21 protein-coding genes are annotated in these 24,676 nt (G+C 77.3%); 18 read left to right on the forward strand and 3 right to left on the reverse strand.

Annotated elements, in window-relative coordinates; all coding sequences use genetic code 11:
* Positions 1 to 36: 36 nt before the first annotated feature.
* A complete protein-coding gene (gene eccB, locus AFB00_RS15285) occupies positions 37 to 1,458 on the forward strand; it encodes a type VII secretion protein EccB (RefSeq protein WP_083275547.1) in 1,422 nt (473 codons plus the stop codon).
* A gap of 264 nt (positions 1,459 to 1,722) precedes the next feature.
* Here the strand turns inward: eccB and mycP are convergent, their stop codons facing one another.
* Both mycP and eccD read right to left on the reverse strand, forming a co-directional pair.
* On the reverse strand, positions 1,723 to 3,162 hold the full coding sequence (mycP, locus tag AFB00_RS15290) for a type VII secretion-associated serine protease mycosin (protein WP_068797801.1): 1,440 nt from the start codon (positions 3,160 to 3,162) through the stop codon (positions 1,723 to 1,725).
* Entirely contained in the window at positions 3,159 to 4,529 is a 1,371-nt protein-coding gene (gene eccD, locus AFB00_RS15295; RefSeq protein ID WP_068797802.1) for a type VII secretion integral membrane protein EccD, read from the reverse strand. The genes mycP and eccD overlap by 4 nt, the downstream gene beginning before the upstream one ends.
* A gap of 139 nt (positions 4,530 to 4,668) precedes the next feature.
* Here eccD and eccCa point away from each other — a divergent pair, with 139 nt between their 5' ends.
* From eccCa to AFB00_RS15340, 9 genes are all read left to right on the forward strand, one after another.
* Positions 4,669 to 8,580 (forward strand): type VII secretion protein EccCa, encoded by a 3,912-nt coding sequence (gene eccCa, locus AFB00_RS15300; RefSeq protein WP_068800336.1) that lies wholly within the window; start codon positions 4,669 to 4,671, stop codon positions 8,578 to 8,580.
* Positions 8,577 to 9,800, forward strand: a complete 1,224-nt coding sequence (locus tag AFB00_RS15305) for a type VII secretion-associated protein (protein ID WP_068797803.1) — start codon at positions 8,577 to 8,579, stop codon at positions 9,798 to 9,800. The genes eccCa and AFB00_RS15305 overlap by 4 nt, the downstream gene beginning before the upstream one ends.
* A gap of 140 nt (positions 9,801 to 9,940) precedes the next feature.
* Complete coding sequence (locus AFB00_RS15310; RefSeq protein ID WP_068797804.1) at positions 9,941 to 10,252, forward strand: WXG100 family type VII secretion target; 312 nt, start codon at positions 9,941 to 9,943, stop codon at positions 10,250 to 10,252.
* Between the two features lie 11 nt (positions 10,253 to 10,263).
* Complete coding sequence (locus tag AFB00_RS15315) at positions 10,264 to 10,557, forward strand: WXG100 family type VII secretion target (protein ID WP_068797805.1); 294 nt, start codon at positions 10,264 to 10,266, stop codon at positions 10,555 to 10,557.
* A gap of 283 nt (positions 10,558 to 10,840) precedes the next feature.
* Positions 10,841 to 11,284: a 50S ribosomal protein L13 gene (gene rplM / locus AFB00_RS15320; RefSeq protein WP_068797806.1), complete on the forward strand. Its 444-nt coding sequence runs from the start codon at positions 10,841 to 10,843 to the stop codon at positions 11,282 to 11,284.
* Between the two features lie 29 nt (positions 11,285 to 11,313).
* Positions 11,314 to 11,919 (forward strand): 30S ribosomal protein S9, encoded by a 606-nt coding sequence (rpsI, locus tag AFB00_RS15325; protein ID WP_083275549.1) that lies wholly within the window; start codon positions 11,314 to 11,316, stop codon positions 11,917 to 11,919.
* A gap of 11 nt (positions 11,920 to 11,930) precedes the next feature.
* On the forward strand, positions 11,931 to 13,268 hold the full coding sequence (gene glmM / locus AFB00_RS15330; protein ID WP_068797807.1) for a phosphoglucosamine mutase: 1,338 nt from the start codon (positions 11,931 to 11,933) through the stop codon (positions 13,266 to 13,268).
* A 138-nt stretch (positions 13,269 to 13,406) separates the two neighbouring features.
* Positions 13,407 to 13,691, forward strand: a complete 285-nt coding sequence (locus AFB00_RS15335) for a hypothetical protein (RefSeq protein WP_068797808.1) — start codon at positions 13,407 to 13,409, stop codon at positions 13,689 to 13,691.
* A complete protein-coding gene (locus AFB00_RS15340; RefSeq protein WP_068797809.1) occupies positions 13,688 to 14,407 on the forward strand; it encodes a hypothetical protein in 720 nt (239 codons plus the stop codon). The genes AFB00_RS15335 and AFB00_RS15340 overlap by 4 nt, the downstream gene beginning before the upstream one ends.
* A gap of 11 nt (positions 14,408 to 14,418) precedes the next feature.
* Here the strand turns inward: AFB00_RS15340 and AFB00_RS15345 are convergent, their stop codons facing one another.
* Positions 14,419 to 15,309 (reverse strand): dienelactone hydrolase family protein, encoded by an 891-nt coding sequence (locus tag AFB00_RS15345; protein ID WP_231973943.1) that lies wholly within the window; start codon positions 15,307 to 15,309, stop codon positions 14,419 to 14,421.
* Between the two features lie 117 nt (positions 15,310 to 15,426).
* Between AFB00_RS15345 and glmS the strand changes: the two genes are divergently transcribed.
* The 8 genes from glmS to rimI all read left to right on the forward strand — a co-directional run bounded on the left by glmS (position 15,427) and on the right by rimI (position 24,667).
* Positions 15,427 to 17,301, forward strand: coding sequence for a glutamine--fructose-6-phosphate transaminase (isomerizing) (glmS, locus tag AFB00_RS15350; protein ID WP_068797811.1), 1,875 nt, complete (start codon positions 15,427 to 15,429; stop codon positions 17,299 to 17,301).
* A gap of 98 nt (positions 17,302 to 17,399) precedes the next feature.
* Entirely contained in the window at positions 17,400 to 18,980 is a 1,581-nt protein-coding gene (locus AFB00_RS15355; protein WP_068797812.1) for an NAD(P)H-hydrate dehydratase, read from the forward strand.
* 34 nt (positions 18,981 to 19,014) lie between these two features.
* Positions 19,015 to 20,442 (forward strand): argininosuccinate synthase, encoded by a 1,428-nt coding sequence (gene argG / locus AFB00_RS15360; RefSeq protein ID WP_068797813.1) that lies wholly within the window; start codon positions 19,015 to 19,017, stop codon positions 20,440 to 20,442.
* Between the two features lie 98 nt (positions 20,443 to 20,540).
* Positions 20,541 to 21,749, forward strand: a complete 1,209-nt coding sequence (alr, locus tag AFB00_RS15365; protein ID WP_231974447.1) for an alanine racemase — start codon at positions 20,541 to 20,543, stop codon at positions 21,747 to 21,749.
* Positions 21,746 to 23,014 carry an alpha/beta fold hydrolase gene (locus AFB00_RS15370; protein WP_068797814.1) on the forward strand — a complete coding sequence of 423 codons (1,269 nt, stop codon included), beginning with the start codon at positions 21,746 to 21,748 and terminating at the stop codon, positions 23,012 to 23,014. Before alr ends, AFB00_RS15370 begins: the two co-directional genes overlap by 4 nt.
* Positions 23,011 to 23,487, forward strand: a complete 477-nt coding sequence (tsaE, locus tag AFB00_RS15375) for a tRNA (adenosine(37)-N6)-threonylcarbamoyltransferase complex ATPase subunit type 1 TsaE (protein ID WP_083275550.1) — start codon at positions 23,011 to 23,013, stop codon at positions 23,485 to 23,487. Before AFB00_RS15370 ends, tsaE begins: the two co-directional genes overlap by 4 nt.
* Before the next feature lie 11 nt (positions 23,488 to 23,498).
* The gene (tsaB, locus tag AFB00_RS15380) at positions 23,499 to 24,203 is read left to right on the forward strand and encodes a tRNA (adenosine(37)-N6)-threonylcarbamoyltransferase complex dimerization subunit type 1 TsaB (RefSeq protein ID WP_068797815.1); all 705 of its coding nucleotides are present in this window, start codon (positions 23,499 to 23,501) and stop codon (positions 24,201 to 24,203) included.
* Entirely contained in the window at positions 24,200 to 24,667 is a 468-nt protein-coding gene (gene rimI / locus AFB00_RS15385; protein WP_197519542.1) for a ribosomal protein S18-alanine N-acetyltransferase, read from the forward strand. Before tsaB ends, rimI begins: the two co-directional genes overlap by 4 nt.
* The last annotated feature ends 9 nt before the right edge of the window (positions 24,668 to 24,676 follow it).

The raw sequence follows: 24,676 nt of genomic DNA on the forward strand, positions 1-24,676 counted from the left end.
CCGCGGTCCCGGCCCGGACCGCCTACCGTCCGGCCGGTGCCCCCGGAATCCGGCCCCACCCGCGTGCAGCGCGCCCCGGCCACGCGTGACCAGGTCGACGCCTACCGCTTCGGTGTCCGCCGGACGGAGGCCGCGCTCGTCCGTGCCGATCCGGTGCCGCTGCACGAGCAGATCCGCTCCCAGCGCCGGGCCGTGTTCGCCGGTGTGCTGCTCGGGCTGCTCGCGCTGGGGGTCACCGCGCTGCTCGCGCGCAACGCCCCGGCGACCGACTGGCAGCGCCAGGCACTCGTGCAGGGGACGCGGACCGGCGTCCTCTACGCCGTGATCCCCGACCCGCCCCGGCTGGTCCCGGTTCCGGACCCGGTCGTCGGACGGCTGGTGCTGGCCGCCCGCGGCCAGGCCGGGGCGGCGACGGCGGTCCCGGTGGCGGTGCCCGACGAGGCGCTCGCGACGGCGCCCCGCACCGCACCGGCCGCGGTGCCGGGTGCGGTGGGCGTCGCGCTGGACGGCGCACCCGTGCCCGCCGCGTGGGCGGTGTGCGACACCGCTCCGTCGGACGGACCCGGCCCCGGCGCGGCGACCGTGCTCGCGGGGTCGCTCGGGCCGGTCCCGGACGGCCCGGGCCCGGCGCTGCTCGTCACCGCGGAGGGCAGCGCGACCTACCTGGTCCACGAGGGACGCCGGCACCGGATCGACCCGTCCGACCCGGACGTGATGGCCGGGCTCGGGCTGCGCGACGCGCTGGTGCGCCCGGTCGGCGGCGGGCTGCTGTCGGCCGTCCCGGAGGGCCCGCCACTGCGGATGCCGGACACCACCGGCACCGAGATCCCCGGACTCGGCCGGGTCGGGGAGGTCGTGGTCGTCCAGCCGCTGGGGGCGCCGGAGAGCTTCTACCTGGTCACCGAGGACGGCCTCGCGCCGGTCCCGGTGACGCTGGCCGACGCGGTGCTCTCCCGCAGCGGCCAGGGGTTGCCCACGACCCTGCCGCCCGGCCAGATCAACGACGTGCCGGCGTCGCGGATCCCCGGGGTCGAGGCCTGGCCGGTGGCGCCGCCGTCCGCGGGTCCCGGGCCGGACACCCCGGTGCTGTGCTGGACCTGGGAGCCCGGCCGGGCCCGGGTCGTCGCGACCGCCCGGACCCCGGTGGCCGCGGGTGCGGTCACGGTGTCGCTCGCCGGTGCGGACGGGACGGGCCCGGCGCTCGACGAGGTCGTGCTGCCGCCGTCGGGCCCCGGGCCGTTGCGGGCGGGATCCTCCGACGCCGACGGACCGGCGGGCGGGGTGCCGTGGCTGCTGGCGTCGTCCGGGGCCCTGCACGGGATCGCCGACGACCCGACCGCCGCGGCGCTCGGGATCGGCGCGGCCGAGCCGGCCCCGGCGGAGATCGTGCGGTTGCTGCCGCGGGGCGGGGTGCTGGACGTCGCCGAGGCCCAGGAGATGGCCGACGTCCCGGGCTGAGCCCGTGGCCGGGGCGGACGTTCCGTGGTCCCCGGCCCGCGCCGTCCGGACCGGCGACGAGCTGCGACCCGTGCCCGCCCGGACGGGGCCCGGGACCGGTGTGACCGGCAGCGCGCTGTGCACCTCGCTGCGGCGTGCCGCACCCCGCGAGCGGGGCGCGCGGCAGGGTGCCGGAGTGCTCGACACGACATGGGTGCGGTGGCTCAGACGGCGGTGTGCCCGGCCGGACCGGAACGGGGGCCGCGGGTGGGGTGACCGCGCGGGTCAGCGGCCCCCGGAGCGCCGGCGCAGCGCGGCCAGCACCGCGACCAGCGCGCCCACGGTGGCCGCGACCGCCCCCACCGCGACGGTCGCCGGGATGACGGGGGAGTGCGGCGTGGCCGGGGGGAGCGGTGCACGGGCGGTCGCCGCGTCGTCGTAGCCGGTCCACGGGCCCCCGGCGGTCCCGGCCGCGACGGCGGAACCGGGGCCCGGGTCCAGCAGCAGCGGCTCGGCGGTGAGCGCGGCGGTCGGGTCGAGGACGCCGTCGCCGACCCGGTCGTCGCGGCCCGCCCCGGGCCGGCGGGCCGTCGCGCGGAGCCGGTCGGCGACCTGCTCGGCGGAGAGCATCGGGAACCGCTCCCGGACCAGTGCGGCGGTGCCCGCCACGAGCGGGGCCGCGTACGACGTCCCGCTGATCACCGAGCCCTCCGGCCCGGTCGGCGCGGGCAGGTCCACTCCCGGCGCGGCCAGGTCCACCCAGGCTCCGGCCACCGAGAACGGGGCCGGGCGGTCCGCGCCGTCGACCGCCCCGACGGCAAGGACCTCGTCGTAGAGCGCGGGCAGCGGGCGCAGGCCGGGGTCACCGGTGCAGGTCCCGGACGGGTCGAGGTTCCCGGCCGCCGCGACGACGAGGACGTCGGCCCTGCTGGCGGCGGCGACCGCGGCACGCAGCGGTGCGTCGGCGGTGTCCAGCCGGTCGGTCGGTACGCAGACCACCTCGGACACGTTGATCACGGATGCGCCCAGCTCGACGGACCGCTCGATGGCCGAGGCCAGCGTCGAGATCTCGCCGGCCGGACGTTCGGCGCCCTCGTCGTCGCGCACGGTGTAGCGCAGCGACGACTGGCGCAGCGACAGCACCCCGGCGCCGGGGGCGAGGCCCGCACCGGTCCCGGTGCGCGGATCCGCGGCCCCGGCGAGCAGCAGCGCGACGTCGGTGCCGTGGCTGTCGCAGTCGTCGAGACCGTCGCCGCCGGCGAGGTAGTCGCCGCCGCCGCGCAACCGGCCGTCGAGGCGGGGGACCGCCTCGACCCCGGTGTCGATCACCGCGACCGTCTCGCCGGCGCCGGTGGCGAGGCCGTCCGGCGGTCGCGGGACCGCCTCCGCGGCGGCGCCGGGCCCGCCCGTTCCCGGGTTGCTGCACCCACGGACCTGCCGGAGCCCGTCGGCCTCGCCCGGCGGGCCGGAGTCCACCTGGGCCACCGCGGCACCGGATCCCGTCCGCGGCACGGGCCGCCCGCCCGGCGGGCCGACGGCGGCCGGTCCGGGCGGGGTGCGCGGCGCGCTCGCCGGTGCGACCGGGCCCGGCGGGGCACCCGCGGGGCCGGCGGAGGTGACGGCCCCGGCCGGTCCGGTCACCGCGACCGGCCCGGCGGCCAGCAGGACGATCCCGGCCGCCGTGGCGACCCGGATGCCCGTGCCCGCCGTCCTCCTCCCGGTCACAGGCCGCGGACCAGGCCGAACAGGCCCATCGCCGCGAGCGCCGCCGGGATGGTCGCCGCGGTCAGGATCAGCTCGGTGATGTCGAGCGCCCGCCGCGCCGGTGGCGACGGCGTCGTCCGGACGGCGGCTGCCGCCCCGGCCACCGCGAGCAGCAGGCCGCACCCGACGGCGACCCGCAGCCCCGGGCCGAGGGCGAGCGCCGCGGGGACCGCCGCCACCGCGACCGCGACGACGGCGGTCCCGGTCAGCACCCGGGCGGCGATCGGATCGGCCAGTGCGCGGGCCCGCAGCAGCAGCACCGCCGCCGTCACCACCAGCAGCAGCGCCCCCGTCCAGCCGCCGGTCGCCGCGGCCGTCGCGGCGCCTCCGGCGGCCGGGAGCGCGGTACCGGCGAGCGTCCCGGAGTACAGGCCGCGGGCCAGCCGGGCCCGGACGGCGAGCGTGTCGCCGGGCAGCAGCCGCTCGGCGTCGGGCAGCCCGCCCGCGTCGCTGGGCACCGCCGGCGCCGGGACCCCGGCGAGCCGGACCGCGATCCGGGGCAGCAGCGGGCCGGCGGCGAGCGCGGGCGCGGCGAGGCCGACCGCGACCGCGGCGGCCGGGGCGTCGAGGAGCACGTGGAAGAGCACGGCCGGTGCCGTCACGGTGGCGGCCAGCGCGACCGCGAGCAGCAGCGGCGACACGCTCCGGCGCACGGCCTGCCCGGCCGCCGCGGCGAGCCCGGCACCGGCCACCGCGAGCAGCAGCCCGCCGGCCCCGAACGACGCCGGCAGCAGCAGCGGGCCGACCGTCGCCGCGGGCGGCACGGCACACAGCGCCGCCCCGGCCGCGGTCCGGGCGTCGGTGCCGGGGGCCCGGTGCGCGAGCACCAGCGCCGCCACCGTCCCGGCCGCCGCGACCGCCGCGGCCAGCCACCGCAGTGGACCGTCGACGGTGGACAGGACCAGGCAGGCCGCCGCGACGCCGAGCACGGCCGCGGCCGGGCCGGCCCACGGCGCGGCCGCGGAGCCGTCGCTCACGTCCCGCACCGCCCGCGCGACGGCCTCGGCGGCGTCGTCGAGGACCGGGGGCGCGGGTGCGGGTTCGGTGGGACCGAGCCGGAGCAGCTCGCCGTCGCGGACCCGGAGCTCGTCGAGGGTGGCGTCCGGCGGCAGCGGGCCGCCGGCCGGACCGGTGAACCGCCAGGCCTGCGGGCGCTGCGCCGCCGGGTCCCGGCCGAGGAGCTCCCGCACCATCGGCACCAGCTCGGCGACCGGCACGTCCGCCGGGAGGGCCAGGTCCGCCCGACCGCGCGGGGTCAGGACGGAGACCCGCACCCAGGGACCGGTGGTGGCACCGACGGTCGACGGCGCGGGCAGGACGCTGGTCACGAGCGGCTCCGGGACTTGGCGGAAACGGCCACGGGGTTCCGCGCCGGCTGCGAGTATTCGCCCGTCCCGGCACTCGCCGTGGGCGTTCGGCACAAGTTCGCGGGTGATCCGCGACGGATCGGTGCGTGCGGAGGTCCGCGTGGCGGGAACGATCGGTCTGCGACGGCCCCGGCGCACGGTGCCGGAGCCGCCCGGCGGCGAGCTGGTGCTGGAGCCGCCGCCCGAGCCGGAGCGTCCGGTACCGGGCGGTCTCGCGCAGCGGTTGCTGCCGCTGGTGATGATCGGCGGCGCGTTGCTGTTCGTCGTGCTCGGCCGCGGGGAGGCCAGCACCTGGCTGTTCGGCGGGATGTTCGCGCTGTCCGCGGTGGCGATGCTGGTCTCCGGCGGCGGCCGGGGGGCCGGGGCGCGCACCGCGACCATGGACGAGGACCGGCGCGACTACCTGCGCTACCTCGACGTGCTGGCCGGCCAGGCCCGCGACGTCGCCACCGCCCAGCGCGCCGCACTGGAGACGGTGCACCCGGACCCGGGCGCCTGGCCGGACGTGCTCGCCGTCAACCGGCTGTGGGAGCGCCGCCCGGCCGACGACGACTTCGGGCGGCTGCGCGCCGGCCGCGGCACCCAGCGGCTGGCGACCCGGCTCACCGCCCCGCACACCGGCCCGCTGGAGACCCTGGAGCCGCTGTCCGCGCTCGCGCTGCGCCGGTTCCTGCGGCGCCACTCGACGGTCGCCGACCTGCCGGTCGCGGTGGACGTCCGGGCCGCGGCGACCGTCTGGCTCGAACCGGTCGACGAGGCCGCCCCGGCGGCCCCGGCGCTGGACCTCGCCCGGGCGCTCGTCGTGCAGTACGCGCTCTGGCACGGTCCGGACGACGCCCGGATCGCCGTCGTCGCACCCGGTGCGGCGGCCTCGCGGTGGGACTGGGTGAAGTGGCTGCCGCACGCCGAGCACCCGCGGCTCACCGACGCCGTCGGGCCGGTCCGGATGATCGCCGAGGACCCGGACCGGGTCCGGCGCTGGTGGGTCGACGAGCCGTCGTCGGCGGGCTCGCACCTGCTCGTCGTGCTCGACGGCGTCGCCGACTCGCCGGGGGCGTGGGCCGGGCTGCCCGGGGTGACGGTGCTGCGGATCGGCCCGGCCGGTGGACGCCGGCCCGCCGCGTCGGTGCTGCGCCTGGCCGCCGGGCACACCCCCGGCGGCGGCTCGGTCCTGCGCCGCGGCGGCCCGACCGGCACGGCGATCGGGACGCCGGACGCCGTGACCTACGCCGAGGCACGGGCGTTCGCCCGCCGGCTGGCCCGCTACCGCCCGGCCGGCTCCGCGGGCGCGGCCGTCGACCCGGCGGCCGACGAGCTGTCCACCGGGCTGCCGTCGCTGCTGGGGCTCGGAACGATCGACGCGGCCGGGACGACGGCGTTGCGCCGCCGTCGTGGCCCCGCGGAACGGCTGCGGGTCCCGATCGGGGTGGACGAGGCGGGCCGCCCGGTGCTGCTCGACGTGAAGGAGTCCGCGCAGGGCGGGGCCGGGCCGCACGGGCTGTGCATCGGCGCGACCGGGTCGGGCAAGTCCGAGCTGCTGCGCACGCTGGTGCTGGGGCTCGCAGCCACGCACACCGCCGACGAGCTGAACCTGGTCCTCGTCGACTTCAAGGGCGGCGCGACCTTCCTCGGGCTGGCCGGGCTGCCGCACACCTCCGCGGTGATCACGAACCTGGCCGAGGAGCTGACCCTGGTCGACCGGATGGCCGATGCGCTCGCCGGCGAGATCACCCGCCGCCAGGAGGTGCTGCGCGACGCCGGGAACCTCGCGTCGCAGGCCGAGCACGTCGCGCTGCGCCGGGCGGCGGAACGTCGCGGCGAGCCGGTGCCCGACCCGCTGCCGTCGCTGCTGGTGGTGGTCGACGAGTTCTCCGAGCTGCTCGCCCAGCGCCCGGAGATGATCGACCTGATGGTGACCGTCGGACGGCTGGGCCGCTCGCTCGGCATCCACCTGCTGCTCGCGTCGCAGCGGCTGGAGGAGGGACGCCTGCGCGGCCTGGAGTCGCACCTGTCCTACCGGATCGCGCTGCGGACGTTCTCCGCCGCCGAGTCCCGGGCCGTGCTCGGCGTCCCGGACGCCCACCTGCTCCCGCCGACGCCCGGCGCCGCCTACCTGTCCGCCGGGACCGACGAGCTGGTGCGCTTCCGCGCCGCCTACGCCTCGGGCCCGTCCGAGGACCGCCCGGTCCGGCGCCGGGCGGCGGCGGTGTCGCGCCGGGTGCTGCCGTTCTCGGCCGCGCCGGTCCCGGTCCGCGAGCCCCGCGACGGCGCGGCCCCGGCGGCGGCGCCCACCGAGGATCCGGACGCCCGGATCCCGACCGTGCTGGACCGGATCGTCGACGCGGTCTCCGGCCCGGGACCGCGGGCCCACCAGGTGTGGCTCCCGCCGCTGGAGGAGCCGCCGCCGCTGACCGTGGTGCTGGGCGAACCGGCCGAGCGCCCGGGGCGCGGCCTGCAGGTGCCCGGCCCGTCCGGGGCGCTGCAGGCCCCGATCGGCCTGGTGGACCGGCCGTACCTGCAGCGCCGGGACCCGATGGTGGTGGACCTGTCCGGGGCGGCGGGGCACCTCGCCGTCGTCGGCGGGCCGCGCTCGGGCAAGTCGACCGCGCTGCGCACGCTCGTCGTCGCGCTGGCGCTCACCCACACCCCGCACGAGCTGGGGGTGCACGCCCTGGACCTGGGGGGCGGGACGCTCGCCCCGCTCGCCGGGCTGCCGCACGTCGGGACGGTCGCCGACCGCCGCCGGACCGATCTCGTCCGGCGGGTGGTCGCCGAGGTCGTCGCCGTCGTCGAGCACCGGGAGCAGCTGTTCGGGACGCACGGGATCGCCGGGGTGGAGGAGTTCCGCACCCGCCGGGCGGCCGGGGAGTTCGCCGACGAGCCCTGCACCGACCTGCTGCTGGTCGTCGACGGCTACGCGGCGCTGCGGGCCGGGTTCGAGGACCTCGACGAGAAGCTGACCGCGCTGGCGTCGGGTGGTCTGGCCTACGGCGTGCACGTCGCGGTGTCGGCCGCACGCTGGGCGGAGTTCCGGCCGGCGTTCCGCGACCAGGTCGGCAGCCGGTTCGAGCTGCGTCTCGGCGACCCGGCCGACTCCGAGATCGACCGGCGGCGGGCGGCCGCCGTCCCCACCCGGCCCGGCCACGGGCTGGCCCCGGACGGCGCGGCGGCGGTGTTCGCCGCACCGCTGCTGACCGACGGCGCGGACCCGGCACCGGTCGTCGCTGCCGCCTGGACGGGCACGTCGACGCCGCCGGTCCGGCTGCTGCCCGAGCGGATCGCGGTCACCGAGCTGCCGCCGGGACCCGGCCGCGGCCCGGCCCTCGGCGTCGACGAGGACCGGCTCGGCACCGTCGAGCTCGACCCGGACGAGCCGCACCTGCTGTGCTTCGCCGACGCCGGTGGCGGGAAGACGTCGCTGCTGCGGCTGCTGGCCCACGGCATCGCCGAGCGGTGGACGCCCGAACAGGCCCGGATCGTCGTCGTCGACCACCGGCGGACGCTGCTCGGGTCGATCCCGCCGGAGCACCTGCTCACCCACGCCTCGACCCCGGACGCGACCGTCCAGGCCTGCACCGACATCGCCGGCTCGCTCGGCCGCCGGCTGCCCGGCGCCGACGTCACCCCGCGTCAGCTGCGGGAGCGGTCGTGGTGGAGCGGCCCGGACGTCTGGCTGCTGGTGGACGACTACGACCTCGTGGTCCCGGCGACCGGCAGCTCCGGCGGTCACCCGCTGCTGCCGCTGGCCGAGTACCTGCCGCAGGCCAGGGACGTGGGCCTGCACGTCGTCCTCACCCGGCGCTCGGGCGGGGCGAGCCGGGCGCTGTTCGACCCGGTGCTCGGCCGGCTCCGCGAGCTGGGGGCACCCGGGTTCGTCGGCTCCGGGAGCCCGGACGAGGGCGCGCTGCTGGAGAAGGTGAAGCCGGGCCCGATGCCGCCGGGCCGCGCCGTGCTCGTCGACCGGCGGTTCGGGGCCCGCCGGATGCAGATCGCCTGGACCGACCCGGAGTGAGCCCGCACGCGGTGGCCGTGCACGCCCGTCCCGGCGGGGTGCTGCTCGCCTCCGCGGACGCCCGCGGGATCCGGTTCCTGGCCGCCGTCGCGCCCGGGACGCCGCCCGCGGCGGCGGTGCGCGCGGTGTTCGGCGACGATCCGCCCGGGATCGTCGTGCGGGTCGGGGCGACGCCGGGCGGGGACCTCCCCGGGGCGCCGCGGGTGCTCCCGGTGCCGGTCGCGGTGGCGGTGCTCGCGGTCGGGCCGGAGCCGCCGCCCGGCCCGGTCCTCGTGCTCGACGCCGGTCCGGACGGGACCGAGGCGACCCTGGTGGCGCCGGACCGCACGGTGACGCCCGCGGCGTGGCCGTGCGCGGTACCCGGCGCCCGCGATCCGGTCCCGGCTGCTCCCGGTGCCGCGCCGCCCCGGGTGCCCGCCGGGCCCGCGGACGCCGCGACCGTGCCGGGCGGCCCGGTCGAGGTCGTGCTCGCCGGTGAGCGGGCCGCCGACCCGGCCTGGGTGCGTGCCGTCGCCGGGAGCTGCGGAGCTCCGGTGCGGGTCGCCGGCCCGGAGGCGGCCGGGGACCCGGCCGAGGTGGCGGGGGCCGGGCCGGGCACGGCGGCCGTGCTGGGCGCCGCGCTGCTGGGGGCGGCCCTGCTCGGGGCGGACCGTCCGGGGACCGGCGCCGCCCGGACCGGGGAGGCCGCGGCCAGTGCCCCGTCCGGGGTGGACGGACCGGACCCGATGCGCCTCCTGTTCCCGGCGCTCGCCGTGCTGGGGGCCGTGCTCGTCGTCGCGGGACTGCTGGTGGGGACGCCCGGTGAGCCGGGGACGGGCGTCGTCGTGCAGTACGGGTTCCGCGCCGCGGTGCCCGCCGGGTGGGAGCACAGCGGCGGCGACCCGGCCCGGCGCCGGGTGCTGCTCACCCCGGCCGGGCGGCCGGACGGCGCGGACCTCGTCGTCGTGGAGCGGAGCCCGCTGACCTACGACGCCGGACGCGAGCCCGGCCGGGCACCGGCGGAGCTGGCCGGGCTGCTCGGCGGCCGGGCCGAGGCCGCGACGGTCGCCGGGCGGGCCGTGCAGCGCTACGTGCAGCGGCCCGGGGACGGCACCCTGGTCGACTGGCACGTCCTGTTCGACGGCGGGGACCAGCTCGTCGTCGGCTGCCGCCGGCCGGGCGCCGCCGGTCCTGCCGCGGCGTGCGCCGAGGTCGTCGGATCGGTCCGCCCGGTCCGGTGAGCCGTTCCCGGTCGCGAACGAACATCCCCGAACGCCCACGGCCGGGCCGCGGAGCTGCCACGGTGCGCGGGCGGGGACGGACGTCCCCGGGGCCGGGCCGGTGACACGGCCGGGCCGGCTATCGGATCGGGGTGAGGCGCATGGCCGAGGGATTCGGCACGACGACAGCGGAGATGACCCGGGCTGCGGGCCGGGTTCAGGAGGTCAGCACCGCCGTCAACGGCGAGCTGAGCGGGCTGCGGTCGCGGCTGGAGGCGACCCGCGGCCAGTGGGTGGGCTCCGCGGCCACCGCGTTCACCGTGCTGATGGCCGAGTGGGACGCCGAGGCCAAGCGGCTCAACGCGGCGCTCGCCGACATCTCCGAGCAGCTCGGGGGCACCGCGGTCGCCTACCAGCAGGTCGAGGACGAGAACACCCGCGGTGTCTCGGCGATCACGTCGGCACTGGGCTGAGGAGGCCGGACATGGCAAGCGAGATCAAGGTCACGTTCGCTGCGATCGAGCAGGCGGCGGCGGACATCGACGGGTCCCGGGCACGCATGCTGGCCCAGCTGGACGACCTGAAGCAGTCCCTGGCCCCGGTCGTCGGGACCTGGACCGGCGACGCGGCGGCGCGCTACACCGACGCCCAGCGGCGCTGGGACACCTCGGCGGCCGAGCTGACCGAGACCCTGCAGAAGATCAAGATGCTGGTGGGGCAGGCCGGCGAGGGCTACCGCGCCGTCGAGATGAACAACGCCAGGCGGTTCAGCGCCTGAGCGCCCCGGGAGCGGGTGCACCGACCCCGGAGTGCCCGCTCCCGGAACCGCCGGGTACTCTCGACTCTCGTTGTGCAGCGGTGGAGACCCGCGGGCGCCGTACGCCATCCCTCGTGCAGGTGGACTGGGGACAGGCTCGTCGGCGAGTCCTGGCGGTTCGAGCGTCCGATCGGCGTCCACCAGCGGCACGCTGAGGATCACCGACACACCAGTGTGGGCCGGTAACCGAGCGGACCCCGCCGGTTCCACCCACCGCAGCCGAGAACGACGACGAGGTAGCTTCGTGCCCACGTACAGCCCCAAGCCCGGCGACATCACCCATGCCTGGCACGTGATCGACGCCGACGACGTGCGCCTCGGTCAGCTCGCCGCCAAGGCCGCCACGCTGTTGCGCGGCAAGCACAAGCCCACGTACGCGCCGCACATGGACAACGGCGACTTCGTCGTGATCATCAACGCGGAGAAGATCTCGGTGTCCGGCAACAAGCGGACCGACAAGTTCGTCTACCGCCACTCCGGCTTCCCGGGCGGGCTCCGCCAGCGTTCGGTCGGCGAGATGATCGACACCCAGCCCGACCGCCTCGTCGAGAAGGCGATCAAGGGCATGCTGCCGAAGAACCGCCTCGGGCGGGCGATGGCCAAGAAGCTCAAGGTCTACGCCGGTCCGTCGCACCCGCACGAGGCGCAGAAGCCGCAGCCGTTCGAGATCAAGCAGGTCACCCAGTGACCACCCCGAGCAACGAAGAGGGACAGCCCGTGACCAGCCCCGAGAACGGACCCGACGAGGTCGTCGACGCGGTCGAGACCGAGGGGTCGGCCGCCGAGGCCACCGAGACCGAGCTGACGGACACCGAGCTGACGGAGACCGTCGGCGAGGCCGTCGCCGACGTCGACTACTCGATCGACGGTTCCGACGAGTCCGGCGAGTTCGCCGAGTTCGACGCCGACGCGTTCGCCCAGGCGTCGCTGCAGGGCGACCGCCCGGTGCAGACCGTCGGCCGGCGCAAGGAGGCCGTCGTGCGCGTGCGGCTGCTGCCCGGCAGCGGCCAGTTCACGCTGAACGGCAAGCCGCTCGAGACCTACTTCCCGAACAAGCTGCACCAGCAGATCGTCAAGGAGCCGCTGGTCCTGCTCGAGAAGGCCGAGCGCTTCGACATCTTCGCCAACCTCAAGGGTGGCGGCACCGCGGGTCAGGCCGGCGCGCTGCGCCTGGCCATCGCCCGTGCGCTGGTCGAGCTGGACTCCGAGGACCGCCCGCCGCTGAAGAAGGCCGGCTGGCTCACCCGGGACGCCCGCGCCGTCGAGCGCAAGAAGTACGGCCTCAAGAAGGCCCGCAAGGCGCCCCAGTACTCCAAGCGCTGAATCGCAGCCGGATGCGTCGCCTCTTCGGGACAGACGGCGTCCGGGGCCTGGCCAACGGCGAACTCCTCACTCCGGAGTTCGCCGTTGGTGTGTGTGCCTCGGCTGCGCGCACCCTGTCGAACGGTTCCGGTGGCCGGCCCGTCGCGGTCGTCGGCCGGGACCCGCGGGCCAGCGGCGAGATGCTGGAGTCCGCTGTCGTCGCCGGTCTCACCGCGGCCGGTGCGGACGCGATCCGGGTCGGCGTGCTGCCCACCCCCGGTGTCGCGCACCTGGTCGCCGAGACCGGTGCCGACCTCGGTGTGATGATCTCCGCGTCGCACAACCCGATGCCCGACAACGGCATCAAGCTCTTCGCCGCCGGCGGCCACAAGCTGCCCGACGACGTCGAGGCCGAGATCGAGCGCGGGCTCGGTGACCCGGCCGCCCGCCGTCCCACCGGGGACGCGATCGGCCGGGTGTGGGACGCGCCGGACGCGACCAACGTCTACGTCGCGCACCTGCTGTCGGCGGTGCCGGGCTCGCTGGACGGTCTCCGGGTGATCGTCGACTGTGCACACGGTGCCGCGTCGGTGGCGGCCCCCGAGGCGTACCGCCAGGCCGGTGCCGAGGTGATCGCGCTCAACGCCGAGCCGGACGGCCTCAACATCAACGACGGCGTCGGGTCCACCCACCTCGGGCCGCTGCAGGCGGCGGTCCGCGAGCACGGCGCGGATCTCGGCATCACTCACGACGGCGACGCCGACCGCTGCCTCGCCGTCGACGGGGCCGGCAACGTCGTGGACGGCGACCGGATCATGGCGGTCCTCGCGCTCGCCATGCGCGACGCCGGTGAGCTCACCCACGACACCCTCGTCGCGACGGTGATGAGCAACCTCGGCCTGCACCTCGCGATGCAGGCGGCCGGGATCACCCTGGACACCACCAAGGTCGGCGACCGGTACGTGCTGGAGCGGCTGCGCGAGGGTGGGTTCTCCCTCGGTGGCGAGCAGTCCGGGCACGTCGTGCTGCCGGGCCACGCCACCACCGGGGACGGCCTGCTCACCGCGCTGCGGCTGATGGCGCGGGTGGCCCGGACCGGGTCGTCGCTGGCCGAGCTGGCGTCGGTCGTGACGCCGCTGCCCCAGGTCCTGCAGAACGTGGCGGTCGGCGACAAGGACGCCGTCGCCGCGTCGGTCGAGGTGGCCGAGGCCGTCTCGCAGGCGGAGGGGGAGCTGGGCCGGACCGGACGGGTGCTGCTGCGCCCCTCGGGCACCGAGCAGCTCGTCCGGGTGATGGTCGAGGCGCCCACCGAGTCCGAGGCGAGCGCCGTCGCCGACCGCCTCGCGAAGGTCGTCGCCGCCGCGAGCTGACCGTTCCGCCCGTCGGGCGTGACGTTCCGGCTGCCCCGGCCGCCCGGACGTGACGCCCGACGGGCGGCCGGTTCCCGATCGTGAACCGGCTGCTGTGATGCGGGCCGCTCCGGGACGGTGGCGGTGCACTCTTGGGCCATGGGTGCCGACGTGCAGCGTGACCCCGACCGGCTGGAGCGGGCCGCCGCCCGTCTCCGGCACGCCGCCGCGGACCTGCGGACCGACGCCGGCGCCGCGACCGCCGGGTCCGGCACCGCGGCCCGGCTGATCGCCGACGAGCTGGACTCGCTGGCCGCCACCGCCGCCCACACGGCCACCACCACCCGCGACACCGACACCGCCACGGCTGTCCGGCTCCGCGACGGGATCGAGCGGCACCGGGACGCCCCGGGCGGGGCGGGACCGTGCACCCCGATCCCGTGACGGCCACCGCCGAGGAACAGGGCGCCGCGTTGCGACGGCTGGTGGGGCGGCTGGACGAGACCGCGGCCGTCCTGGCGGGGGTGCGGTCCGGAACCCCGTGGGACGACGCCAGGGGCCGCGAGTGGGGCGACCGGCTCGACCTGGTCCGGCGGGCGGTCCGGCGGCTGGCGGACGACGTGCTGGCCGACGCGGTCGCGATCGGCGCGGGAGCCGACGACCCGGCAGCCGACGACCCGGTAGCGGGGTACGAGCCCCGGGACGGTTCGCCCGCGCCGGTGCCGCCGGCGCGGTGGGTGTGGCCGGGGAACGATCCGGCGTCACCCGGGTACGGGGTGTGGCCGGATCGGTCCCCGGCACCACCGGGACCCGGTGCACCGGCCGGGACCGGCCGGCTACCGCCGGGGTACGAGGCGCTGCCACCGGAGTGCGGCGCGGAGGACGGGCACGATCCGGTGCCTCCGGGCCACGGCACCGTGCACGGGCCCGGCGCGGTGCCGCCGGGCCGCGGCCCGAGGGACCGGCGTACCGCGCACGACCCGGACGGTGGCCAGGGGCCCGCGGAGCAGCCACCGGGCACCGTCGAACCGGACACGTCCGGGATGCCGCCGCCCGGCCCGCCCGGGATCCGCACGACGGAGCATCGTGGGGTGGTCGCGCCGCTGCTCCCGCCGATGACGGAGCCGATCGAGCCGGGCCCGCCCACCAGCGGTCCGTGAGCCGGGGTGCCTCAGCCGCCGGTACCGAGCAGGCTCGGCGACTCCCCGGTCTCCTCGCCGGCCTCCGGCGCCATCGGCTCGATGACCGGGGCGCCCGGCACCGAGCCCGAGGTCAGAACGGACACCCGCTTCTCGCCGAGCAGCTCCTGCATGAGGAACGCGGTCACCAGCGCCCGGGTGATCTTGCGCGTGCGGTGCTGCTGACGGTTCTGCAGCAGCACGCTCGACCAGTGCCTGCCCTCGCAGAAGCCCAGGTGACCGGCCTTCTCGATGCGCCGGATCGTGACGTCGGCCCCGGCCTCGCGCTGTGCGGCGGCGATCCGCTCGGCGTGTCCCTCGGACGGGGCGAGCGAGTCCACCGCGGCGGCGAGGTGCAGGGTGGGCGTCAGCACCCGCCCGGCCGCCTCGACGGCCGACGGCGCGATCTCCGACGCGGCCAGCGTCACCAGCGCGCCCAGCCGTTCCCGGCGGTCCGCGGCCAGCACCGCGGCGCCACCGCCGGTGCCGTGCCCGATCAGGGCGGTGTGCCGGGCGTCGACGGTGATCCGGCCGTCGCCGAGCCGGACGCCGACGCAGACGTCCAGCACCGTGGACAGGTCGGCGGAGAACCGGGACATGCTGGGGACCGGACCGCGCTGCGTGTTCGGCGCGGCGGCCACGAATCCCCAGGTCGCCAGGTGCCGCAGCAGCTCGTGGTACCGCCGGACCGGTTGCAGCCAGGCGTGCCCGAGCACCACCGCGGGGAGCTGGTAGCCCTGCTCGGGGGTGTAGACGATCCCGGGCAGCCCGACCAGCCCGAGATCACCGAACCGGACCCGGTTCGGGCCCGGCCGGGAGAGCACGCCGAGGGCGTCGCGGGCCCCCTTCATCGACGGGGGGCGGGTCACATCGCTCCGGGCCACGCAGGCACGGTACCGGGGCTGGTCACACCCCGCCCGGCTCCCGCTACCCGGTCGGCGTGGCGCCGCTCGCACCCGGTGCCGCGGGGGCGCCGTCCGGACGTCGATACGCTCGCCGTCATGTGTGGCATCGTCGGTTACGTCGGTCATCGCCCCGCACTCGACGTCGTCGTCGGGGGGCTCCGTCGTCTGGAGTACCGGGGGTACGACTCGGCCGGTGTGGCGCTCCCGATCGGCGGGGAGCTGCTGGTCGAGCGCCGGGCCGGGGCCCTGGCGAACCTGGAGGCCCGCCTGGACGAGGTCGGCCGGGACCGGTTCGTGGGCACGACGGGCATCGGGCACACCCGCTGGGCCACGCACGGGCCGCCGAGCGACCGCAACGCGCACCCGCACCGGTCCTCCGACGGCGCGGTCGCGGTCGTCCACAACGGCATCATCGAGAACTTCCTGGAGCTGCGGGCCGAGCTGGAGGCGCGCGGCATCTGGGCCGAGTCCGACACCGACACCGAGACGGCCGCGCACCTGGTCGGGCTGGCGTTCGCGGGTGAGCTGGCCGGGGCCGAGGACGCCGCCGGGGACCTGACCGCGGCCGTCCGGGTCGTCGCCCGCCGGCTGGAGGGCGCGTTCACCCTGGTGGTCACGCACGCCGACGACCCGGACCGGGTCGTCGCCGCCCGCCGCAACTCCCCGCTGGTGCTCGGCCTCGGCGACGGCGAGACCTTCCTCGCCTCCGACGTCGCGGCCTTCATCGAGTACACCCGCTCGGCGGTCGAGCTCGGCCAGGACCAGATCGTCACCATCACCCGCGACGGCTACGCGGTCACCGGGTTCGACGGCGGCGCGGCCGAGGTCAACCCGTTCGAGGTGACCTGGGACCTGGCCGCCGCGGAGAAGGGCGGCCACGACTACTTCATGCTGAAGGAGATCGAGGAGCAGCCGACCGCGATCGCCGACACCCTGCGCGGGCACCTCGTCGACGGCCGGATCGTGCTCGACGAGCAGCGGCTCACCGACCAGGACCTGCGCGACGTCGACAAGGTCTTCGTCATCGCCTGCGGTACCGCCTACCACTCCGGGCTGCTCGCGAAGTACGCCATCGAGCACTGGACCCGGCTCCCGGTGGAGATCGAGCTGGCGAGCGAGTTCCGCTACCGGGACCCGGTGCTCGACCGCTCGACGCTGGTCGTCGCGATCTCCCAGTCCGGGGAGACCGCCGACACCCTGGAGGCACTGCGGCACGCCAAGGACCAGAAGGCGCGGGTGCTGGCGATCTGCAACACGAACGGTGCGCAGATCCCGCGCGAGTCCGACGCGGTGATCTACACCCACGCCGGGCCGGAGATCGGTGTCGCGGCCACCAAGACCTTCACCGCCCAGGTCGCGGCGAACTACCTGGTCGGGCTGGCCCTCGCGCAGGCCCGCGGCACCAAGTACCCGGACGAGGTGGTCCGCGAGTTCGAGGCGCTGGAGGCCACCCCGGCCGCGGTGGCCGAGGTGCTGGAGTCGCTCGGCGAGGCGCGGGCGCTCGGGCAGCTGCTCGCGCCGTCCAAGGCCGTGCTGTTCCTCGGGCGCCACGTCGGCTACCCGGTCGCGCTGGAGGGTGCGCTCAAGCTCAAGGAACTCGCCTACATGCACGCCGAGGCGTTCGCCGCCGGTGAGCTGAAGCACGGCCCGATCGCGCTGATCGAGCAGGACCTGCCGGTCGTCGTCGTGATGCCGTCGCCGAAGGGCCGGGCGGTGCTGCACTCGAAGCTGCTGTCCAACATCCAGGAGATCAAGGCCCGCGGTGCGCGGACCGTGGTGATCGCCGAGACCGGTGACGAGACGGTGCGCCCGTTCGCCGACCACCTCTTCGAGCTGCCCGCGGTGCCGACCCTGCTGCAGCCGCTGGTCGCGACGATCCCGCTGCAGGTGATCGCGGCCGAGATCGCCAGGGCCCGCGGCTACGACGTCGACAAGCCCCGCAACCTCGCGAAGTCGGTCACGGTGGAGTGAGCCCGGGCCCGCTCACGGGTTCCGGCGACGCTCGCGCGATCGCGTGCGCGTCCACGGATCCGGTGAGCGGACCGGGGTGAGCCACTAGCCTGCTGGGCATGCACGGGGTGTTCGGGGTTGCGGAGGTCCGGGCGGCGGAGGCCGCCATGGCGGCGACCGTCGCGGACGGCGTGCTCATGCGCCGGGCGGCCGGCGGGCTGGCCGCCCACCTGCGCGGGTTCCTCGGCTCCACCTACGGCCGCCGGGTGGTGCTGCTGGTCGGGGCCGGGGACAACGGCGGCGACGCGCTCTGGGCCGGTGCCGAGCTGCGCCGGCGCGGCGCCCGGGTCACCGCGGTCCTGCTCGCTCCGGGCCGCGCTCACGCGGAGGGGCTGGCCGCCCTGCGCGCCGCCCGCGGCCGGGTGCTGGCACTCGGCCCGGACACCGGTGATCCGGGAGGCGGACCGGCCCCGGGCGCGGACAACGGCGGCGCGGACACCGGCGGCGCGGGCCGCGGCCGCGGTACCGGTACCGGCCCGGCCCCGCTCGACGCCGCGCGGGCGCTGGTGGCGGGGGCCGACGTCGTCGTCGACGGGATCGTCGGCATCTCCGGGCGCGGCGCGCTGCGCGACCCCGCCCCGGCGCTGGTCGCCGCGGCCGACGACGCCGGCGTCCCGATCGTGGCCTGTGACCTGCCGTCCGGCGTGGACCCCGGCACCGGGACGACCGACGGCGCCCACGTCCGGGCCGCCAGGACCGTCACCTTCGGTGCCCGCAAGCCGGTGCACGCGCTCGCCGCGCCGCTCTGCGGGCCGGTGCACCTCGTCGACATCGGGCTCGGCCCGTTCCTGCCCGCCGAGCCGCACGCCCGGCTGCTCACAGACGCCGAGGTCGGCGCGCGCTGGCCGGTCCCCGGCCCGGACGACGACAAGTACACCCAGGGCGTCGTCGGGATCGCCGCCGGCTCGGCCACGTACCCGGGGGCGGCCGTGCTGGCCGCGGGGGCCGCGGCGCTCGCGACGTCCGGGATGGTGCGCTTCGCCGGATCGGCCGCCGACGAGGTGCGCCGGCACCGGCCGGAGATCGTGGCGACCGGCGACATCACCGACGCCGGGCGGACCCAGGCCTGGGCGGTGGGCCCGGGGATCGGGACCGGGTCCGCGGGGCTCGCGGTCCTGGAGGCGGTGCTCGACCGCGAGGTGCCGCTGTGCATCGACGCCGACGGCATCACCCTGCTCGCCCGGCACCCGCACCTGCGGGCGCGGATCCACGCCCGCCCGGTGGTGCTCACCCCGCACGCCGGGGAGTTCGCCCGGATCGCCGGTGACGCCGGGCCGGACCGGGTCGCCGCCGCCCGCCGGGCCGCCGCGGACCTGGGGGTGACGGTGCTGCTCAAGGGCAACGCGACCGTCGTGGCCGCGCCGGACGGCCGGGCCCTCGTCGACCCGGCCGTGGACTCCTGGGCGGCGACCGCCGGCTCGGGTGACGTGCTGACCGGGATGATCGGGGCGTTGCTCGCCGCCGGGCTGGAGCCGTGGTGGGCCGCGGGGTGCGCCACCGTCGTGCACGGCCGGGCCGCCACCGTCGCGGCCGGGCGGCACGGGCTCCCGGCGGTCCCGGCACCCGCGTCGGAGATGCGGGCGGCGATCCCGGCCGCGCTGCGGGCGGTCCGTGCCGCCGCGCCGGGCGGCACCGCCTGACCTGGGCCGCAACGCGATTGTTAGCGTCTGTCCCGTGCCGAAGATCCTCACCAGTCTCCCCGTCGGCGAGCGCGTCGGCATCGCCTTCTCCGGTGGCCTCGACACCTCCGTCGCGGTCGCCTGGATGCGCGAGAACGGCGCGGTGCCCTACGCCTACACCGCCGACCTCGGGCAGCCCGACGAGCCCGACCTGGTCGCGGTGCGCGAGCGCGCGATCGAGTACGGCGCCGAGTCCGCCCGGGTCGTGGACTGCCGCCGCGCCCTGGTCGACGAGGGCATCGCCGCGATCGCCTGCGGTGCCTTCCACATCCGCGCCGGCGGCATGCCGTACTTCAACACCACCCCGATCGGCCGTGCCGTCACCGGCACCCTGCTGGTCCGGGCGATGGCCGACGACGGCGTGTCGATCTGGGGCGACGGCTCGACGTTCAAGGGCAACGACATCGAGCGCTTCTACCGCTACGGCCTGCTCGCCAACCCGGCCCTGCGGATCTACAAGCCGTGGCTGGACGAGGTGTTCGTCGACCAGCTCGGCGGCCGCACCGAGATGAGCCACTGGCTGGGTGCGCGGAACCTGCCGTACCGGGCGTCGGCGGAGAAGGCGTACTCGACCGACGCCAACATCTGGGGCGCCACCCACGAGGCCAAGAAGCTGGAGCACCTCGACACCTCGCTCGAGATCGTCGAGCCGATCATGGGTGTCCGGTTCTGGGACCCGGCCGTGGCGGTCGAGACCGAGGACGTCACCGTCGAGTGGGAGGCCGGGCGCCCGGTCGCGATCAACGGCGTCCGCTACGACGACCCGGTCGCGCTGGTGGACGAGGCGAACCGGATCGGCGGCCGGCACGGGCTCGGTATGACCGACCAGATCGAGAACCGGATCATCGAGGCGAAGAGCCGCGGCATCTACGAGGCCCCGGCGATGGCGCTGCTGTTCGTCACCTACGAGCGGCTGGTCTCGGCGATCCACAACGAGGACTCGCTCTCGGCCTACTCCGAGCAGGGCCGCCGGCTCGGCCGGCTGCTCTACGAGGGCCGCTGGCTGGAGCCGCAGTCGCTGATGCTGCGCGAGTCGCTGACCCGCTGGGTCGGCAACGCGATCACCGGGTCGGTCACGCTGCGGCTGCGCCGGGGTAACGACTGGTCGGTGCTCGACACCCGCGGCCCGGCGCTCGCCTACGCCGAGGACCGGCTGTCGATGGAGCGGGTCGAGGACGCGCCGTTCACCCCGGGCGACCGGATCGGCCAGCTCACGCTGCGCAACCTGGACCTGGCCGACTCCCGCGCCAAGCTGGAGCAGTACGCGGCGACCGGCATGCTCGGCGGCGAGTTCGAGGAGTTCGTGGGCGAGGTCGAGTCCGGCCGGGCCGCGGAGATCACCGCCACCCCGGCGGCGCCGGAGGGCACCGAGCAGGCCGAGGAGTCGCTGGACCGGGCGGCGATGGAGGCCGGGACCGACTGAGCCCGGTCCGGCCCCGGGACCGATCGGTACTGGTCCGGACCCGGGACCGATCGGTACCGGACCGGACGGTCGTTACGGGATGCGATGATCGGGCCGTGCTGCCAGCGATCGAACCCGACCCCGGCGCCGGTGCCGTGGCCTCCCCGGCCGCCGGGCCCCGCGCCGAGGCCGTGATCGACACCGGCGCGGTACGGCACAACGTCCGGTACCTGTCCGGTCTGGCCGGGGGTTCCGGCGCCGCCACGATGGTCGTCGTCAAGGCCGACGGCTACGGGCACGGCGCGGAGCGCATCGCCCGGGCGGCGCTGACCGCGGGGGCGGACCGGCTCGGCGTCGCCACCCTGGACGAGGCGCTCGCGCTGCGCGCGGCCGGGATCGACGCGCCGGTGCTGTCCTGGCTGCACCTGCCGGACGAGGACTTCGCCGCCGCCGTCGCCGCGGGGGTGGACCTGTCGGTGTCGTCCCGGGAGCACCTGGCCGCGGTGCTCGCCGGGGCCCGTGCCGCGGGGCGCCCGGTGCGGCTGCACCTCAAGGCCGACACCGGCCTGTCCCGCAACGGCTGTCCGCCCGGCGAGTGGCCGGGCCTGGTCGACGACGCCGTCGCCGCTGCGGTCGACGGGACCGCCGAGCTGGCCGCGGTCTGGTCGCACCTCGCGCGGGCCGACGAGCCGGGGGACCCCAGCATCGACGCCCAGGCCGAGCGGCTGCGGTCCGCCGTCGCGCACGTCCGGGGCCGCGGGATCACCCCGCTGGTGCACCTGGCGAACTCGGCGGCCACCCTGACCCGCCCGGACCTGCACCTCGACGTCGTGCGGGCCGGGATCGCGGTCTACGGGCTGGACCCCGTGGCCCGGCCGCAGGACAGCCCGCTGCGCCCGGTGATGACGGTGCGCGGCCGGATCGCCCTGGTCAAGACGGTCGCCGCCGGCGAGGGCGTGTCCTACGGCCACGAGTGGGTCGCGCCGGGGCCGCGGGTGCTGGCGCTGGTCCCGCTCGGCTACGCCGACGGGGTCCCGCGCCGGAGCAACGACCGGGGCCGGATGCGGGTCCTGGTCGCGGGCGCCGACCGCCCGGTCGTCGGGCGGGTGTGCATGGACCAGTTCGTCGTCGACTGCGGGGCACCGGGCGAGCTCGGCGTCGCCGCCGGGGACCAGGTCGAGCTGTTCGGCACCGGGACCACGGGCGGGCCGACCGCCCAGGAGTGGGCCGACGAGCTCGGCACCATCCACTACGAGATCGTCACCGGCATCTCGGGGCGGGTGCGCCGCACGGTGCCCCCCACCGGTGCCGACGGGAGGGACCGATGAGCCGCAGGGGCTGGACGGTCGCCGGCGTCGCCGGTGGCCTGGTCGGCGCGGCGGGCGCCGTGGCCGGTGCCGGGGTGGCCGCGCAACGGCGCAAGATCGCCGCGGCGCGGCAGAGCCTGGCGACCGAGATGGCCGAGCACGGCGGGCTGCCGCCGGCCGGGTGGGCCGGCGAGGAGAGCTCGGTGACCGCCGACGACGGCGTCCGCCTGGCCTGCGAGGAGGTCGGGCCGGCGGACGGCACGGCCCCGCTGCTGACCGTCGTGCTGGTGCACGGGTTCGCGCTGGACCGGCGGACCTGGCAGGAGCAGCGCGAGTTCCTGGCCCTGCTGTCCGGCCCGTCGGTCCGCACGGTCCTCTACGACCAGCGCAGCCACGGCCGGTCCGAGCGGGCCCCGCAGGACAGCTGCACGATCGAGCAGCTCGGCCGGGACCTCGACGCGGTGATCCGCGCCCTCGCCCCGGAGGGCCCGCTGGTGCTGGTCTCGCACTCGATGGGCGGGATGACGGTGATGGCGCTCGCCGAGCAGCACCCGGAGCTGTTCCACGAGCGGGTCGCCGGGGTCGCGCTGGTGTCGACCTCGACCGGGGAGATGGCGTCGTCCGGGCTGCCCGGCACGTTCCTGTCCCGGCGCAACCCGGTCATCCGGACGCTGGCCGGGCTCGCCGCCTGGCAGCCGAACCTGGTCGAGAGCGGGCGGCGCGCGCTCGGCGACGTCATCTGGGCGATCACCAAGCGGTTCGCCTACGGCGACCGGCAGGTCGACCCGCGGATGGTCGACCTGGTCGACACCATGATCGACTCGAACGCGGTGGGGGCGCTCACCGACTTCGTCGACACCCTCGGCACGCACGACCGGCTCGCGGCCCTGCCCGGGCTGTCCGGCGCCGAGGTGCTGGTGCTGGCCGGTGACGCCGACCGGATCATCCCGTACCGGCGCTCCGAGGTGATCGCCGAGGCGATCCCGACCGCGCGGCTGGTCCGGCTGCACGGCGTCGGGCACATGCCGATGCTGGAGCAGCCCGACACCGTCGACGACGAGCTCGGCGACCTCATCGAGCGGAGCATGGAACGCACCGGCACCGACCGCTTCCGGCTCACCCGCCCGCCGCACCGCTCGATGCGCCGGGCCGGCCGCGGCGCCGGGGAGACCGACGAGCAGGCGGACGGCCGCGGCGGCAGCCGTCGCCGCCGGGGCGGGCCGCTCCGCGGTGGACGGGTGCGCGAGGGCCGCACCGGTGCACGGGCCCGGCGGGACGGGTCGTGATCCCCGGTACCGGGGCCGGGCCGCTGCGCCGCGAGCTGCCGACCGTCACCGACACCGAGGCGTTCGGGGCGGAGCTCGGCCGCGACCTCGTCGCCGGGGACCTGGTGCTGCTCACCGGCCCGCTCGGCGCGGGGAAGACCGCGCTGGTCCGGGGCCTGGCCCGTGAGCTCGGCGTGACCGGGTCCGTCGCGTCGCCGACGTTCGTGATCGCCCGCGAGCACCCGCCGTCCGGCACCGGCCCGGCGCTGGTGCACGTCGACGCCTACCGGCTCGGTGGTCCGGACGGGTCGGTGGACGTGGCGGCCGAGCTCGACGATCTGGACCTGGACACCGAGCTGGACCGGGCGGTGGTCGTCGTCGAGTGGGGGGCCGGGGTCGCGGACCGGCTCGCCGAGCAGGCGGTCGAGGTCGTCCTGGAGCGCCGCGACGACGAGACCCGGGTCGCCACCCTGCGCCGGACGGCGCGCCCGTAGGCTCGGCGACCGTGCTGGTACTGGCCCTGGACACCGCGACGACCGTCGTCACCGCCGGACTGGTCGAGCTGCCCGCGGACGGTCCCGCGACGGCGCTGGCCGTCCGCGCGCACGACGGCCGCAAGCACGGCGAGCTGCTCGTGCCCGCCGTCCGCGCGCTCTGCGCCGAGGCCGGGCGGGCGCTGCAGGAGGTGGACGCGGTCGTCGTCGGTGCGGGGCCGGGGCCGTTCACCGGGCTGCGGGTCGGGATCGCCTCGGCGCTGGCGCTGGGGCACGCCCTCGACGCGCCGGTGCACGGCGTCTGCTCGCACGACGCGATCGCGCTGGCCGCGGCCGGGATCGCCGAGCCCGGCGCCGCGGACCCGCGGACGGGCCCGGACAACCTGCTGGTGGTGACGGACGCGCGGCGCCGCGAGGTCTACTGGGCGGCCTACGATCCCGCGGCCCGGCGGCTGAGCGGCCCCGCCGTCGAGCCGCCCGCCGCGCTCGCCGCCCGGCTGCCGGAGCTGGCCGTCGGCACGGTCGTCGGGGACCCGGGGTTCGCCGGGCCGCTCGGTGTCCCGGTCGGCGGGCCCGCCGCGCCGACGCCCGGGGGCCTGGTCGGGGTGGCCGCGGCCGCGCTGCGCGCCGGGCGTCCCCCGGCCCCGGTGGAGCCGCTCTACCTGCGCCGGCCGGACGCGGTCGAACCGACCGGGCGCAAGCGCGTCACCGCATGAGCACGACCGAGGTGACGATCGGCCCGCTGTACCGGGCCGACGCCGAGCGCTGCGCCGAGCTGGAGCACCTGCTGTTCCCCGGCGACGACCCGTGGAGCGCGCAGGCGTTCCGGGACGCCGTCACGACCGGGCAGCTGTACTTCTGCGCCCGGGCCGGCGGCGAGCTCGTCGGGTACGCGGGGCTGGCGGTCGTCGCCGGGCCGCCGCTGGCCGAGGCCGAGGTGCACACGATCGGCGTCGACCCGGCCTGGCAGCGGCACGGGATCGGCCGGGCGCTGCTCGGCCGGCTGCTGGACGCCGCCGACGAGCTGCGGGCCACCGTGTTCCTGGAGGTCCGGACGGACAACACCCCGGCCCGGACGCTCTACGAGGCGCACGGCTTCACCGTCGTCGGCCTGCGCAGGCGCTACTACCACCCCTCCGGCGCCGACGCGCACACGATGCGCCGCGACGCCGTCCGGTGATCTCCGGCC

Origin of the sequence: Pseudonocardia sp. HH130630-07 (genome assembly GCF_001698125.1) — a bacterium.
Taxonomy (GTDB): Bacteria; Actinomycetota; Actinomycetes; order Mycobacteriales; family Pseudonocardiaceae; genus Pseudonocardia.

Coding starts and splice junctions, on each gene's coding strand:
- AFB00_RS15310 (WP_068797804.1), top strand. CDS start 9,941: ATGGCCGAGGGATTCGGCACGACGACAGCGGAGATGACCCGGGCTGCG.
- AFB00_RS15315 (WP_068797805.1), top strand. CDS start 10,264: ATGGCAAGCGAGATCAAGGTCACGTTCGCTGCGATCGAGCAGGCGGCG.
- glmM (WP_068797807.1), top strand. CDS start 11,931: ATGCGTCGCCTCTTCGGGACAGACGGCGTCCGGGGCCTGGCCAACGGC.
- AFB00_RS15335 (WP_068797808.1), top strand. CDS start 13,407: ATGGGTGCCGACGTGCAGCGTGACCCCGACCGGCTGGAGCGGGCCGCC.
- glmS (WP_068797811.1), top strand. CDS start 15,427: ATGTGTGGCATCGTCGGTTACGTCGGTCATCGCCCCGCACTCGACGTC.
- AFB00_RS15355 (WP_068797812.1), top strand. CDS start 17,400: ATGCACGGGGTGTTCGGGGTTGCGGAGGTCCGGGCGGCGGAGGCCGCC.
- AFB00_RS15370 (WP_068797814.1), top strand. CDS start 21,746: ATGAGCCGCAGGGGCTGGACGGTCGCCGGCGTCGCCGGTGGCCTGGTC.
- rimI (WP_197519542.1), top strand. CDS start 24,200: ATGAGCACGACCGAGGTGACGATCGGCCCGCTGTACCGGGCCGACGCC.